Source organism: Brevibacillus ginsengisoli, assembly GCF_050113715.1.
GTDB classification, from domain to species: Bacteria; Bacillota; Bacilli; order Brevibacillales; family Brevibacillaceae; genus Brevibacillus_H; species Brevibacillus_H ginsengisoli.
The window spans coordinates 285264-299421 of the sequence record NZ_JBNJQR010000001.1; the positions used below are offsets into that span (position 1 = coordinate 285264).

Below are 14158 nucleotides of genomic sequence, written 5' to 3' on the forward strand. Positions count from 1 at the left end.
CTAGGAGGAGAATGAATGGAACGAGAAAACCTGCCGCATGGCGGGCAACTGGTGAATCGCTTATTATCAGAAACGGCTTCAAAAAAGCTTCATTCCTTGATACCATCCCTGCGCGTGATTACCGTTGACACATGGACGCTCTCTGATCTTAACTGCATTGCCATTGGGGCTTTTTCCCCGCTTGTCGGGTTTTTGAATGAAGCGGATTATACTTCAGTAGTCGAGAAGATGCGGCTCCAGAACGGTCTCATCTGGTCGATTCCCATTACGCTTTCCGTAGACAAATCCTACGCCGATGTGGCCATTGGGGAGCAAGTCTTGTTGCGGGGGCAGGATGGAATGGATTACGCTGTCTTGACGGTTGAGAGCAAGTACACACCGGACAAACAAAAGGAAGCCTTGCACGTATACCGTACGACCGATGAGAATCATCCTGGTGTCAAAAAGCTGTACGAACGGCCTTCCCTTTACCTTGGCGGGCCGATTGATGTGCTGAGACAGCCAGATCCTGAACTTTTTCCCGAGTATCACTACACGCCAGCCGAGACCCGGGCAACTTTTAAGGAAAAAGGCTGGGAGACAGTCGTAGGCTTTCAAACCCGCAATCCAGTTCACCGAGCCCATGAGTATATTCAAAAGACCGCCATGGAGATAGTAGATGGTCTGTTTTTGAACCCACTTGTGGGAGAAACCAAGTCGGATGACGTGCCGGCACAGGTCCGAATGGAAAGCTATCTGGTGCTTCTTAAGAACTACTATCCCAAACAGCGTGTATTTCTCGGAGCGTTCCCGGCGGCCATGCGCTATGCCGGACCACGTGAAGCCGTTTTTCATGCGATGGTCCGTAAAAATTACGGCTGCACGCACTTTATTGTAGGGAGAGACCACGCTGGAGTCGGGGATTACTACGGCACGTACGATGCCCAGCATATTTTTTCGAATTTTACGGAAGAAGAGCTGGGGATCACCTTGTTATTTTTTGAACATAGTTTCTATTGCACCCAATGTGACAGCATGGCGACGACAAAGACATGTCCGCATGAACCTTCCGCCCACCTGACTCTCTCCGGGACAAAAGTTCGTGAGCTGCTGCGCAACGGTCAGACACCACCGCCGCAATTCTCCCGCCCAGAGGTTGCCCGTGTGTTAATAAAAGGCATGCAGAATAAAATGACAATTCAGTGAACAATTTAATCGACTAATGGACTCCCCTTTGTGATCAGAGGGGAAATTTTTTTGAATGTATGAATCCGCTTACATAGTAAAAGTGGCGCTGTTATGCGGTTTTTTACTGAACAATCGTTCGGAATTTTGTCAAATAAAAAGATTTTTATTCCGTTGACACCCCACATTTACCTGTCTATAATCAGTCGTAACATTTATTTTCAGACAAAACAAAAAATTTAAATCTTTCATATATTTGCAGGCATTGAAGAGGATAACATCGTTCGCCCCTTCTTCCACAGAGAGCCCGGGATGATGAGAAACGGGTAAGAATGCGTTCGATTGCTCGCCTCGGAGCCGTCTGCTGAAATCTGCCCTCGGGTGGAGAGTAGGTAAGGCCGTTTGACACTCGTTACCGTGTTTCAGTTGATGATTCGACTGGAAAAGGTCGGCTTGCTGTGAGGCGCTGATGAACTTGGGTGGTACCGCGAAACCTTTCGCCCCAAATGACATGAACAATTTGTCTTGGGGATGGAAGGTTTTTTATCATATCGAAAAGTTTTATTGCTATACAGCGGTAAAGTGATAGATCTTTCCATTCGCGCAACGGGGGAAGGGACGAAGTCTTTTCTTCACACACAAACAAAGGAATGCAGAGAAGGGAACAGAGGAAGAGGAGGAGAGAAAATGAGTGTTGAAGCCGCCGAATTAACTGGAAGGAAGAACCTGCCTGATATTGGACTGGGCGAGGAGATGACAGGAGCAGAAATCCTGCTGCGTTGCCTGATTTTGGAGCAAGTGAAATTCGTGTTTGGTTACCCGGGGGGAGCGGTTCTGCCGATCTATGATTCACTGTACAGCAGCTACCTCAATCACGTGCTAGCCCGCCATGAACAAGGAGCCATTCACGCAGCTGATGGATATGCCCGCGCATCAGGTAAACCCGGAGTCGTGATCGCTACTTCAGGCCCAGGGGCAACCAACCTGGTAACAGGAATCGCGACGGCCCAGATGGATTCCGTGCCGCTAGTCTGTATCACGGGTAACGTACCTCAGAGTCTGATTGGTACGGATGCCTTCCAGGAAGCGAATATCACCGGAATCACCTTGCCGATCACGAAGCACAACTACTTCGTCCGAGATGTCCGCGATTTGGCGAGAACCATTAAGGAAGCCTTCTATATCGCGACGACAGGCAGACCGGGTCCGGTGCTGGTGGATATCCCCAAAGACGTGGCAAACGCCAAGTGTATCTTCGAGTATCCTGAGTCCGTTTCCGTTCGCGGCTACCAGGCAACGTTGGAACCGTCCGATGAAGAGATCAAACAGTTTATTCAAACCATCAGGGATTCGAAGCGTCCAGTGATTCTTGCAGGCGGCGGAATCATTACGGCACAGGCAGACCCTGAATTGCAAGAATTTGCTGAAAAAACCAAAATCCCGGTCATTAACTCCTTTATGGGCTTAGGAGGCTTTCCAGGTACGCATGAACTGGCTCTCGGCATGCCAGGGATGCACGGAAGTTACGCCGCTAACTACGCCTTGCTGAACGCAGATACAGTAATCTGTCTGGGGGCGCGATTTGACGATCGGATCACGATGGGAAGAACCGAGGAGTTTGCTCCGAAGGCTCGCATCATCCATGTCGACATTGATCCCGCCGAGCTTGGCAAGAACGTCAACACCTACGTCAAAATTGCCGGCGATGTAAAAAGTACGCTTCAAAAGCTGCTGCCGCAAGCAAAAGCCTGTGATTCTGCGGATTGGATCAAGCAGATTAAAGAATGGCAACAGCAACATCCTTACTCGTATGAGAAGAGCGACGTTCTGAAGCCGCAGGAAGTCATTGAGCTTCTGTTCGAAACGACCAATGGAGAGGCGATCATTACAACAGACGTTGGTCAGCATCAAATGTGGACGGCGCAGTTTTACAAGTTCAAGCATCCGCGCTCGCTGATCTCCTCCGGTGGGCTTGGAACGATGGGATTTGGTTTTCCAGCGGCGATTGGAGCGCAGTTTGCCTATCCAGAACGCACAGTGATTGCGGTTGTCGGTGATGGCGGCTTCCAAATGACCAATCAGGAGTTAGCGATTGTCGGACAATACAATCTTCCAGTCAAAATTGTCATCATCAACAACCAGGTGCTTGGAATGGTTCGCCAGTGGCAGGAGATCTTCTACGACAACCGCTATAGCCAGATCGATCTTTCCTACAGTCCGGACTTCGTGAAGCTGTCAGAAGCTTTTGGGGTAAAGGGACTTCGGGCCAGCACCTTGGAAGAAGCGAAGGCGGTTTGGGCCGAAGCGCTTGAACATGATGGACCTGTCGTCATCGATTTTCGCGTGAACAGTGGAGAGAATGTGTACCCGATGGTAGCCCCTGGTCACACGCTGGATCAAATGGTAATGGGGGATGAATGATGCAAAGACATACGCTTGCCTTACTGGTAAATGATCATCCTGGAGTACTTACCCGAGTGGCCAATCTGTTTGGTCAACGAGGCTGCAACATTGACAGCATTACGGTTGGCAGCTCAGAAGAAGCTGGGTTGTCCCGCATGATCATCACAACAGCCGGAGATGAAAGACGACTCGATCAAGTCATGAAACAACTGATCAAGCTGATTGACATCATCTCTGTGACGAATTTAAGTGATAATCCGATGGTCTCAAGGGAATTGGCGCTGATTAAAGTAGACGCGACGCCTAGTCAACGCGCCGAAATCAACGGCATTGTAGAACCGTTTCGGGCCACCATTGTCGACATTGGACCTACATCCTTGATTATCCAGGCCACAGGGGATACCGATAAGATTGATGCTTTGCTTGTTCTCCTTCAGCCGTACGGCATTCGCGAATTGACCCGCACAGGCTCTATGGCGATGGCCAGAAGTATTGTCTCACATGAAGTTCATGCCTAAATGGCAGTTCCTAATAAACCAAACAGATACATTTAAGGAGGATATACACAATGGTAAAAATGTTTTATGAAACAGACGTAAACAAACAGGCTCTTTATGGAAAAACAGTTGCAATTATCGGTTACGGGAGCCAAGGGCACGCGCAAGCGCAAAACCTGCGTGACAGCGGAATTCGTGTCGTTGTAGGTCTTCGTCAAGGCAAGTCATGGGAACAAGCGGTAAAAGACGGTTTTGAAGTATATTCTGTGGCCGAAGCAACCAAACAGGCTGATGTAGTTCAAATCCTGATTCCAGATGAGAAACAAGCCCAAGTGTATCGTGAGGAAATCGCGCAAAACCTGCGTCCAGGCTCAGCGTTGGTGTTCTCCCACGGATTCAATATCCACTACGGTCAAATCGTACCGCCAGCTGATGTAGACGTATTGATGGTTGCTCCCAAAAGCCCGGGTCACTTGGTTCGCCGCGTGTACACAGAAGGCTTCGGGGTTCCCGGATTGCTCGCGGTTCATCAGGATGTGACCGGCAAAGCGTATGAAGTGGGTTTGGCCTACGCAAGCGGCATTGGATGTACGCGCGCGGGTGTCATTGAAACGACGTTCCGTGAAGAAACCGAAACAGACCTGTTCGGTGAGCAAGCGGTTCTGTGCGGCGGTGCAAGCGAGCTGGTAAAAGCAGGCTTTGATACTTTGGTGGAAGCGGGCTACCGCCCAGAGATCGCATACTTCGAATGCCTGCACGAATTGAAGTTGATCGTCGATTTGATGTACGAAGGCGGCCTTGCCCGCATGCGCTACTCCATCAGTGATACAGCTGAATTCGGTGATTACAGCACAGGTCGTCGCATCATTACAGACGAAACCCGCCAAGAAATGAAAAAAGTATTGGCTGAAATCCAAGATGGTACGTTCGCTCGCAACTGGATACTGGAGAATCAGGCAAACCGCCCAGCCTTTAACGCTCGCCGCCGTATTGAATCTGAGCATGGTATTGAGCAAGTAGGTTCGAAGCTGCGCGATATGATGGCGTGGATTAAAAAAGAAGTGAAGAAGCCAGCAGGTGTTGGTCAACAAAGCTAAGTAAAGCATCCAAATAGAGAAAAGAACTCAAGAGCGAGAGTGGAGAGAAAGCATGAAAAATAGGATCGAAACGGAGGAGGAGAGCAATGCGGACGATTGAGATTTTTGATACGACGCTGCGGGATGGTGAGCAATCGCCTGGCGTAAACCTGAGCATGAATGAGAAGGTGGAGATTGCCCTCCAACTGGAAAAACTAGGCGTCTCTCGAATTGAAGCCGGTTTTGCTGCTGCCTCCCCGGGCGATTTGCGTTCCGTGGCAGAAGTAGCTCGTCGAGTCAAGAATGCGACGATTGTAAGTTTGGCCAGGTCAACTCAGAATGACATCGATAAAGCGTATGAGGCTCTTCGAAATGCCCAAAATGCTTGTCTGCACGTATTCTTGGCCACATCCCCGATTCATCGTGAATTCAAGCTGCGCATGTCCAAGGAACAAGTGCTGGAACGCGCGGTGGCAACCGTTCAATATGGGAAAAAGTTTTTCGGAGAGGTTGAATTTTCTTGTGAAGATGCGGGTCGTACGGAGATTGATTTCCTTGCGGAGGTTGTGCAGGCTGTGATTCAAGCAGGAGCAACGATTGTGAACCTGCCTGATACAGTCGGCTATCTTACCCCGATGGAATACGGCAACATCTTCCGTGAAATGAAACGCCTGGTTCCTGATGTCGATAAAGTCAAGCTAAGCTGTCACTGCCATGACGATTTAGGGATGGCGGTAGCGAACAGTCTCGCTGCTATCGAAGCGGGCGCGACACAAGTAGAAGGAACGATTAACGGAATTGGTGAACGCGCGGGAAACGCGGCGATCGAAGAAGTAGCGCTTGCGCTGGAGACGCGAAAAGATTTCTATCAAGCAACGACAGCCTTACATTTAAAAGAGTTTGCTCGCACCAGCCAACTGGTTAGTCGTCATACGGGGATGATTGTTCCAGGGAATAAAGCCATTGTCGGTGCGAATGCGTATGCCCATGAATCCGGTATCCACCAGGATGGGGTACTCAAAAACGTCACGACTTACGAGATTATTCGTCCAGAGAGCGTCGGATTCAAATCCAATCTGCTGGTTCTTGGTAAACACTCGGGTCGCCACGCGTTTAAGGATAAGCTGGTGGATTTGGGAATTAACCTTGAAGCTGAAGAGCTGGATGCCGCTTTTGCCGCCTTTAAGGAACTGTGCGATAAGAAAAAGGAAGTCAGCGACAGCGATATTCTGGCGATTGTGGACGCCAAGCAGGATGAAACAGGCGATAGCTTTAAGCTGGAGTCACTTCAGCTTTCATACGGAAATCTCTCCATGCCAACAGCTAGTGTCCGTTTAAGCAAGCCAGACGGCAGCGTATTTGAGGAAGCCGCATGCGGTAATGGTTCCGTGGATTCGATTTATAAGGCGATTGATCGAGCCACAGGAGAAGAAGTTACTTTAGCGGATTACAAGATTGTCTCGGTAACACATGGGCAGGATGCTTTAGGTGAAGTGTATGTTCGTCTGCAACAGAACGATATCTCCGTACAAGGGCGTGGGGTCAGCACGGATGTATTGGAAGCAAGCGCTATCGCCTATGTAAGGGCTATTAATAAAATCTTGGAACGTCGGGGAGAGACGCTCGTCGCAAGTACCGTCGAGTAAATGACCGTTTGAGATGAGATAAAGAGGATAGGAAGAAAGAAGCCGATCAGAACGGGTGAAACGGAAAATAGAGAAAACAGAAAAATCAAGGAAAGAAGAGCGGGATGCAAATGACAAAATCATATACCATAGCAGTTCTACCTGGTGACGGAATCGGACCTGAAATCACGAGTGAAGCAGTTAAGGTTCTCCAACTTATTGCCGAGCAAGCGAATGTTGAGTTCACGTTCACCTACGGGAAGATCGGTGGAATTGCCATTGATGAAGAAGGAACTCCACTTCCTGAAGAAACCGTTCGGATCTGCAAGGAAGCGGATGCCGTACTGCTTGGAGCGGTAGGCGGACCCAAATGGGATCAGAACCCTGGTCATCTGCGCCCTGAGACCGGTCTTCTCGGAATTCGCAAGGCATTGAACTTGTTTGCCAATCTCCGTCCTGCCAACATGCATGAAAGCTTGGTCGACGCCTCTTCATTGAAACCAGAGGTTGTAGCAGGGGTTGATCTGATCGTCGTGCGTGAGCTTACCGGGGGAATCTACTTCGGAGAAAAGAAACGCTTCACGAATGCAAAGGGACGCGAAGTCGCTTCGGACGAATTGATTTATGATGAAGAAGAAATCGAGCGTATTTTGCGAGTCTCATTCGAGATTGCCAGAAAACGTAAAAAACAATTGGTCTCTGTCGATAAGGCGAACGTGCTGGAAAGCTCCCGTCTGTGGCGAAAAATTGCCGACCGAATTGCTCAAGACTACCCGGATGTCGAGTTGTCTCATATGCTGGTAGACTCTTGCGCCATGCAGCTGGTACGCGCTCCAAAGCAATTTGACGTGATCGTCACCGAGAACATGTTCGGAGATATTTTAAGCGATGAAGCCGCCATGCTGACAGGCTCCATCGGAATGCTTGCCTCAGCAAGCTTGGGCGATGGAAGCTTTGGATTGTATGAGCCCGTTCACGGTTCCGCTCCAGATATTGCGGGCAAAGGAATCGCCAATCCACTCGCAACCATTCTCTCCACCGCCATGCTGCTGCGACATTCCCTAGGACTTGACGCAGCCGCGGATCGCGTGGAGAAAGCGGTATGGTCCGTGCTGGACGCGGGTCATCGAACAGGAGACATTGCCGTTGATCGCAGTACCGCGATCGGAACGGTGGAAATGGGGAAACTTGTCTTGACGGAGCTTGGTCAATAGGTTTATAGTGATGTTGCATTGATGTACCCTCTCTATTATTGGAGAGGGTATATCTTTTTTCGTAGGTCACCAACGATGGGCAGAGAGTGGGGTAGGTATGGTCTCAAGCGGTTTTTTGATTGGTTTTTGTCTGGTGTTGCTCCTGACGGTTTGGACAGGAATCGCGGCCAAACGTCAAATACATAAAGCAAGCGATTTCACCAATGCAAGTGGAACACTTCGAGTGGGTACCGTAATGGGGGCGCTGGTTGGTGGGTTTGTTGGAGGAACATCGATAATTGGGACAGGGGAAATGGCCTTTCGCCATGGCTTGACGGCGGTCTGGTTTACCTTAGGGGGCGGTTTGGCGATCATCCTGCTTGGGGTGTTTGCTGGACAACTGCGGGCGATGCAAGTAGAGACGCTTCCAGCACTGGTTGGCAAGCTGCATGGTCAGACGGCTCAGCTGGGAGCCAGCATATTTTTGTCACTCGGGATGTTTATTCAATTAATTGCGCAAATTCTGGCTGCTCTGCCTGTGCTCAATACGTTTGGACAAGCGAGTACAGCGATTCTAGCGATTGTTCCTGCCGTGTTAATTCTAGCGTATGTTCTGCTTGGAGGATTCATCGGGGCCAGTCAGGTTGGATCACTGAAAACTGTTCTGCTGCTAACTCTTCTGGTGGGAACAGGAATTTATTTTGCGGACATTTTGCCGTTCTCCATTTATCAGAAGTGGTACGTGGGGGGTAAACTCTCGTTGGTGTCGAGTGGAGCGGGTTCTGTTTGGGCGCAAGGTGGAGCCATGTTGATTGGCGTTTTTTCTACACAAGCGTATTTGCAACCAGTTTTTGCCGCGAAGAGTACCAAAGATGCGCGAAACGGCTCATTTATGGCTGGAATCATCATTATCATCATCGGTTTGTTGAGTGCGTGGATCGGCATGTTTATGCATGAGCATAATCCTGAGCTTGCGCCACGTGAGGCCATTACGCAGTTTTTCTTAGCCTATACCCCAGCCTGGGTAGGGGGAACAGCCTATGGCGTCATCTTGCTGTCGGTTGTCATGACAGGGGCGGCCCTAGCTTTAAGCATTGGCACGATTATCAACCAGGATGTGATCCAGCGATACACGGTACGTTTTCAACGAGACAGGGTCAAGCTGGGAGTTTCTCGATTGTTTATCTTTCTCTCCATTCTTCTCGCTTATTTGGTGGTTTGTTCGAGCGAGAATTCATTGATCCTGGAATGGGCGTTTTTGTCGATGACCTTACGTGGGGTTACCCTATTCTTTCCGGTTATGGCCTACTTGTTGAAGTTCGGAGCGGTTCATCCGAAGTGGGCGGCTTTTAGTGTCTGGGGAGCCCCAATCTGTTCCCTCGTGTGGGCGTGGACGCTGTTTCCTGTTACGGGAATTGACCCATTTTATATCGGGGGAGCGGTTAGTTTGTTAGGTTTACTTATCGGCAAGTGGGCAAAGAGGATGAAAGTTTCACTAAATGATAGTTACTGAAAACCTATCTGGTTAGAAGGGTCAGTCCCCAAAGGCGTAAGCTTTTAGGGACGACCCTATTTTTATGTTCATGAAAATTCATATAATTATCCATTTTACATCGGTAAGATCGGTCTATTATTCAGTATGGTTAAAGGGAAGACGTAAGGAAGACGAGGTTAGGGGTTAGAACAGATGAAAACGAAATGGTATTTTCTTATTCTCATCGTGGTGATTATTTCAGTCCTATTAAATAATTATAGTAGTTATCGTGAAAATCCTCCGACTAAAGTAGGAGTAATCATGATGGGAAAGAGTAGAATAGAAAAGCTTACTGGTCTGAAGAAAGGCTTGGATGAACTTGGGTATAAGACAGATACAATTCAATTTGATGTGAAAAATGCCATGGATAACGAAAATACTTTAAAAGAGATAATCGATGAACTAATAAAAGAAAAGCCCGATCTTATTGTTACGCTTGGAGGAGTTGAAACCTTAACCTTAAAAAAGAAGATGGAAGAACAGAATCTAAAAATCCCCGTCGTTTTTGCTGGGGTTGCAGCTCCAAAAGAGATTGGCTTCATTAAAGATTACCGTTCCCCTGGCGGAATTTTTACAGGCATTAATAACTATCATACGAGTCTATCAGGAAAAAGATTGGAACTTTTGCATCAATTAGTACCTTCCGCCAAAAGGTTCTTTGTTCTCTATGACAAGGAAATGAAAGTTAGTGTGCTGAGCTTAGAAAATACGATGGATTCTGCCAGGAGGCTATCTTTACCGTTAATCCCTGTCAATGTAAGTGATCGGGAATTTAACTATTTTTTAAGTCGAAATGTACAAAAAAATGATGCGCTGCTAATTCTGCCTGGCTTTCGCATGGAATCACTTACAGATCAATTAGCAGAAATAATCAAAGAATACAAAATTCCCGTAATGGGGATATCCGGAAATGAAGTAGAAGAAGGAATTCTTGCAAGCTATGGGGCAAGTTTTGAAGAACAAGGATATCAAGCTGCAAGGTATGTTAGTCGAATTATCCAAGGGAATTCTCCTTCAGACCTTCCGGTAGAGCTTCCCGATACGATACATTTTTTTATTAATACAAAAGTCAAAGATGAACTAGGCATTAAGATAAATAATGAGATGGTAAACCTAGCTGAATTTACCACTCCAGATCGGAAGGGGGCAAAATAATGGAAGGGAAAATTGGGAATTGGCTCTCTTCCCAACCGATCCGTATAAAAGTGTTGGTATTTGGAATGATGATGTCGATACTGCCACTTTTGTTCATTAGTTACTATTATTATTCGAATGTGAAAGCGGAACTTGAAAATAAGATCCTAGTAAACCAGAAATTAATTCTTCAGAACCTATCAAGTGAAATTGAATTGGAGTTTAACCAGACATTCCGGCAATTACAAATGGCTATTGCCTTTAAGCAACAGGGGAAGCAGCAAAGCCTCTTTTATGATCTCTTACAGCAAAATGAGTCAATAGAGGAAATTGTCATAATGGATCATTTAGGTTACGTTCAAAAAAAGGTATCGCGCTATAACTTAAATATTCCTTTACAAGGTGAAAAATGGTTTTCGGATGCCCTCTGGACTGATTTTCAATCCAAGAGTAAAGCCTATGGCAAGGTTGAATTTAATCAATTCGGACAACCGATTATGAGGGTAATGATCCCATTTGGCGAGGATGGAAAACAAAAAGGGATAGGGGCAATCATTCAACTGCAAAAAATAATTGGTAAAATTTCATCACTTAGGCAGGAGTATTCAAGCTATTTATATCTGTTGGACCATGATGGAAAAGTGATTGCTCATCAAGATTACAGTCAATTATGGAAGAAAATTCCCAATTTAAATAACCGGGATGTACTTGGTGTTCAAACTAAAATTGGCAGCTTAGGCTGGACACTAGTGATGGAGCAGCCTGCATCTACGGCGTACGAGCCGATCAATCATCTGTTCAGAAATGGGTTATATGCCGTGGCAATCGTCACGATTATTGTCAGTCTCATCAGTGTCTACGCCGGGCTCTATTTCACAACACCGATCATCTATTTGGAAAAAGGGATGAATTATTTAAAAACTGGAAGGAACCCAGGTCCAATCCAATTAAATCGTCAGGATGAATTAGGAAAACTTGCAGAATCTTTCAATGAAATGAGCAACGAACTTCAAGAAAAGTCACTTAAGCTGGAGCAAGAAAAAGAAAGGCTAAGTGTTGTTGTCAATGGCATCGAATCAGGCTTAGCGCTTGTCAGGAAAGACTATCAGGTAACTTGGATGAACCCTTTACTGCAAAAATGGATACATCATCAAGGTGTACAATTACCATGTTTCACATTGTTAGGGGGGAAAAAGGAAGTTTGTGAGAAATGTCCCATCACTTCCCCTGAAATTGATACGAACGGGAATTCCATTATGAAGACCAAAGGAGAAAATGGAGAAGAAAGAATTTTTAACCATCGTGTTTTTCCACTGAATCATGCTATGGAAGGGGAGGGAGAGTACTTAATTGTTATTGAAGATATAACCGAGCAAAAGCAAATGGAAGAAAAAATGATCCAAACAGATAAACTAAGTGCGCTTGGATTAATGGCATCGAACTTTGCTCACGAAGTAAACAATCCACTAACGACGATTAATGTATTCGCGGAGGATTTGATTGACCGATTGGAACAAAAAGATGCAGAGTTAGATGAAGAAGAAATGGCATTATACTTAACGAAAATTAAAGAAAATACCGAAAGATGTAAACGGATCACTAGTAATTTATTAAACTTTTCTAGAAAATCAAATTGGACTATGACTCATCTAGATATAAATGAAACAATTGCTAACAGTATTCATCTAGTCGAATCCACATTGAAAAAAAAGCAAATTAAGCTAACTACAGATCTTCCGCATGACTTGCCAGCTCTGTTCGGAGATAGCTTAAAATTAATGCAAGTGATTGTCAATTTAATCAATAATGCAATGGATGCAATGGAAGATGATGGACAGCTTACGATTTCTGTTAGAGTAGAACAAAATCTGTTGTGCATTCAGGTAGTGGATAACGGTTGTGGAATCGAGCCTGAGGTACTGGGGAAAATCTTTGACCCCTTTTATACGACCAAGCCCGTTGGAAAAGGGACGGGCCTGGGGCTATCTGTATGTTATGGCATTATAGAAGAATTCGGCGGAACGATCCAAGTGGAGAGTAAAGTAGGAGCGGGAACTACTGTAAAAGTCCGAATACCCATTAATAAAAGGTAACGGAAGGAGATTCCCATGAGTGGAACAAGACTTTTAATTGTTGATGATGAAAAAGATTTGGTAAGTCTTCTAGTGAAAAGACTTTCACGGAATGGTTACGAGGTATCTTCAGCCGATACTGCTGAAGATGCACTAGCGTTATTAAAACAGCAACTGTTTGATATTGCTATTTATGATATTCGTCTCCCTAAGATGGACGGAATTTCGTTGTTAAAGGAAACAAAAAAAATAGCCCCTGAGACGGAAATTATTATGCTTACGGGACATGGGACAATTGAAACCGCGATTGAAGCGATGAAATTAGGTGCATTCGATTATTTAACAAAGCCCTACAATTTGTCAGAGTTAGAATTAATCATTAAAAAGGCTGAGGAAAATAAGCTACTTAAAGCAAAAAACGACAGTATGAAAAAAATTATCCAGCAACAGAATCATTTCAGGATTATTGGTGAAAGCTCTATTTTTACGGAAGTTATTCATTTAACCCACAGCATTGCGGATAGTGATATACCTGTTCTAATTGAGGGAGAAAGTGGAACAGGAAAGGAACTGTTTGCTAAAGCGTTGCACTATTGGAGCTGTCGCCGAGAAGAGCCATTTGTAGCTGTGAACTCAGGAGCCCTATCGGAGCAGCTTCTTGAAAGTGAATTATTTGGGCATGCAAGAGGTGCCTTTACCGGAGCAAACCAAGATAAGAAGGGGCTTGTAGAGGCAGCTGATGGCGGAACATTATTTTTGGATGAATTGGGAGAAATGCCTTTAGCCTTACAAATTAAGTTGCTGCGTTTCCTTGAACTTGGTGAATTTCGTCGTGTAGGGGATGTAAGAGAAAGAAAAGTAAAAGTCCGTGTAGTTGCAGCCACAAATCGAATTATGGAAGAAGAAGTGGGTAAAGGAAATTTTCGTGAGGATTTGTTTTACCGATTAAATGTCGTTAAATTAACCATTCCGCCTCTCCGTAAACGAAAAGAGGATATTCCACTATTAATCCAATACTTTATGGAGCAAAGGAAGTCTTCTGTAAAAGCCCTATCAGAGAATGCTTTGACAGCATTGCAACAATATAATTTTCCAGGGAATGTGCGGGAACTCGACCATTTAATTAAAAGAGGGATGTTATTATCGAGCGGCGGTACTATTGAAGCAGCTGATTTGCTATTGCCAACACAAAAGCCATCGGAAGTACAAATGAAAGAAGGGGAACTTTGCACATTGGAGGAAGTAGAAAAGGATCATATCGGTCATGTGTTGATGCGAATGAAATGGAATAAAAGGAGAGCAGCTGAGATCCTTGGTATTAGTTTACGGAATCTATATCGGAAAATTGAACAATACGGGTTAAATGAGTGATAGTTTGGTTTGATTTGACAAAATGACATATAAAAAAACAATTCTAGACAAATTGTCCAAAAAAGCGACAAGAGGGAAAAAGCCCTTTT

10 protein-coding genes are annotated in these 14158 nt (G+C 45.8%); all 10 read left to right on the forward strand.

The window, feature by feature from the left end; all coding sequences use genetic code 11:
- Window positions 1-15 precede the first annotated feature (15 nt).
- The 10 genes from sat to ACQCN2_RS01600 all read left to right on the forward strand — a co-directional run bounded on the left by sat (window position 16) and on the right by ACQCN2_RS01600 (window position 14069).
- Window positions 16-1185 carry a sulfate adenylyltransferase gene (gene sat, locus ACQCN2_RS01555; RefSeq protein ID WP_426927123.1) on the forward strand — a complete coding sequence of 390 codons (1170 nt, stop codon included), beginning with the start codon at window positions 16-18 and terminating at the stop codon, window positions 1183-1185.
- Window positions 1186-1851: 666 nt separating this feature from the next.
- The gene (ilvB, locus tag ACQCN2_RS01560; protein ID WP_426927124.1) at window positions 1852-3585 is read left to right on the forward strand and encodes a biosynthetic-type acetolactate synthase large subunit; all 1734 of its coding nucleotides are present in this window, start codon (window positions 1852-1854) and stop codon (window positions 3583-3585) included.
- Complete coding sequence (gene ilvN / locus ACQCN2_RS01565) at window positions 3585-4085, forward strand: acetolactate synthase small subunit (protein WP_426927506.1); 501 nt, start codon at window positions 3585-3587, stop codon at window positions 4083-4085. The genes ilvB and ilvN overlap by 1 nt, the downstream gene beginning before the upstream one ends.
- A gap of 50 nt (window positions 4086-4135) precedes the next feature.
- Window positions 4136-5161 carry a ketol-acid reductoisomerase gene (locus ACQCN2_RS01570; RefSeq protein WP_426927125.1) on the forward strand — a complete coding sequence of 342 codons (1026 nt, stop codon included), beginning with the start codon at window positions 4136-4138 and terminating at the stop codon, window positions 5159-5161.
- A gap of 86 nt (window positions 5162-5247) precedes the next feature.
- A complete protein-coding gene (locus ACQCN2_RS01575; protein WP_426927126.1) occupies window positions 5248-6786 on the forward strand; it encodes a 2-isopropylmalate synthase in 1539 nt (512 codons plus the stop codon).
- 110 nt (window positions 6787-6896) lie between these two features.
- Window positions 6897-7979, forward strand: coding sequence for a 3-isopropylmalate dehydrogenase (gene leuB / locus ACQCN2_RS01580; protein WP_426927127.1), 1083 nt, complete (start codon window positions 6897-6899; stop codon window positions 7977-7979).
- A gap of 97 nt (window positions 7980-8076) precedes the next feature.
- A complete protein-coding gene (locus ACQCN2_RS01585) occupies window positions 8077-9471 on the forward strand; it encodes a sodium:solute symporter family protein (RefSeq protein WP_426927128.1) in 1395 nt (464 codons plus the stop codon).
- 174 nt (window positions 9472-9645) lie between these two features.
- The gene (locus ACQCN2_RS01590; RefSeq protein WP_426927129.1) at window positions 9646-10647 is read left to right on the forward strand and encodes an ABC transporter substrate-binding protein; all 1002 of its coding nucleotides are present in this window, start codon (window positions 9646-9648) and stop codon (window positions 10645-10647) included.
- Complete coding sequence (locus tag ACQCN2_RS01595) at window positions 10647-12719, forward strand: ATP-binding protein (protein ID WP_426927130.1); 2073 nt, start codon at window positions 10647-10649, stop codon at window positions 12717-12719. Before ACQCN2_RS01590 ends, ACQCN2_RS01595 begins: the two co-directional genes overlap by 1 nt.
- 15 nt (window positions 12720-12734) lie before the next feature.
- Window positions 12735-14069, forward strand: a complete 1335-nt coding sequence (locus ACQCN2_RS01600) for a sigma-54-dependent transcriptional regulator (protein WP_426927131.1) — start codon at window positions 12735-12737, stop codon at window positions 14067-14069.
- Window positions 14070-14158 lie beyond the last annotated feature (89 nt).

What these genes read in the sequence shown, in the direction of transcription:
- ACQCN2_RS01590 (WP_426927129.1), top strand. Translation starts at nt 9,646, where the DNA reads ATGAAAACGAAATGGTATTTTCTTATTCTCATCGTGGTGATTATTTCA.
- ACQCN2_RS01570 (WP_426927125.1), top strand. Translation starts at nt 4,136, where the DNA reads ATGGTAAAAATGTTTTATGAAACAGACGTAAACAAACAGGCTCTTTAT.
- ACQCN2_RS01595 (WP_426927130.1), top strand. Translation starts at nt 10,647, where the DNA reads ATGGAAGGGAAAATTGGGAATTGGCTCTCTTCCCAACCGATCCGTATA.
- leuB (WP_426927127.1), top strand. Translation starts at nt 6,897, where the DNA reads ATGACAAAATCATATACCATAGCAGTTCTACCTGGTGACGGAATCGGA.
- sat (WP_426927123.1), top strand. Translation starts at nt 16, where the DNA reads ATGGAACGAGAAAACCTGCCGCATGGCGGGCAACTGGTGAATCGCTTA.
- ACQCN2_RS01585 (WP_426927128.1), top strand. Translation starts at nt 8,077, where the DNA reads ATGGTCTCAAGCGGTTTTTTGATTGGTTTTTGTCTGGTGTTGCTCCTG.
- ACQCN2_RS01600 (WP_426927131.1), top strand. Translation starts at nt 12,735, where the DNA reads ATGAGTGGAACAAGACTTTTAATTGTTGATGATGAAAAAGATTTGGTA.
- ilvN (WP_426927506.1), top strand. Translation starts at nt 3,585, where the DNA reads ATGCAAAGACATACGCTTGCCTTACTGGTAAATGATCATCCTGGAGTA.
- ilvB (WP_426927124.1), top strand. Translation starts at nt 1,852, where the DNA reads ATGAGTGTTGAAGCCGCCGAATTAACTGGAAGGAAGAACCTGCCTGAT.
- ACQCN2_RS01575 (WP_426927126.1), top strand. Translation starts at nt 5,248, where the DNA reads ATGCGGACGATTGAGATTTTTGATACGACGCTGCGGGATGGTGAGCAA.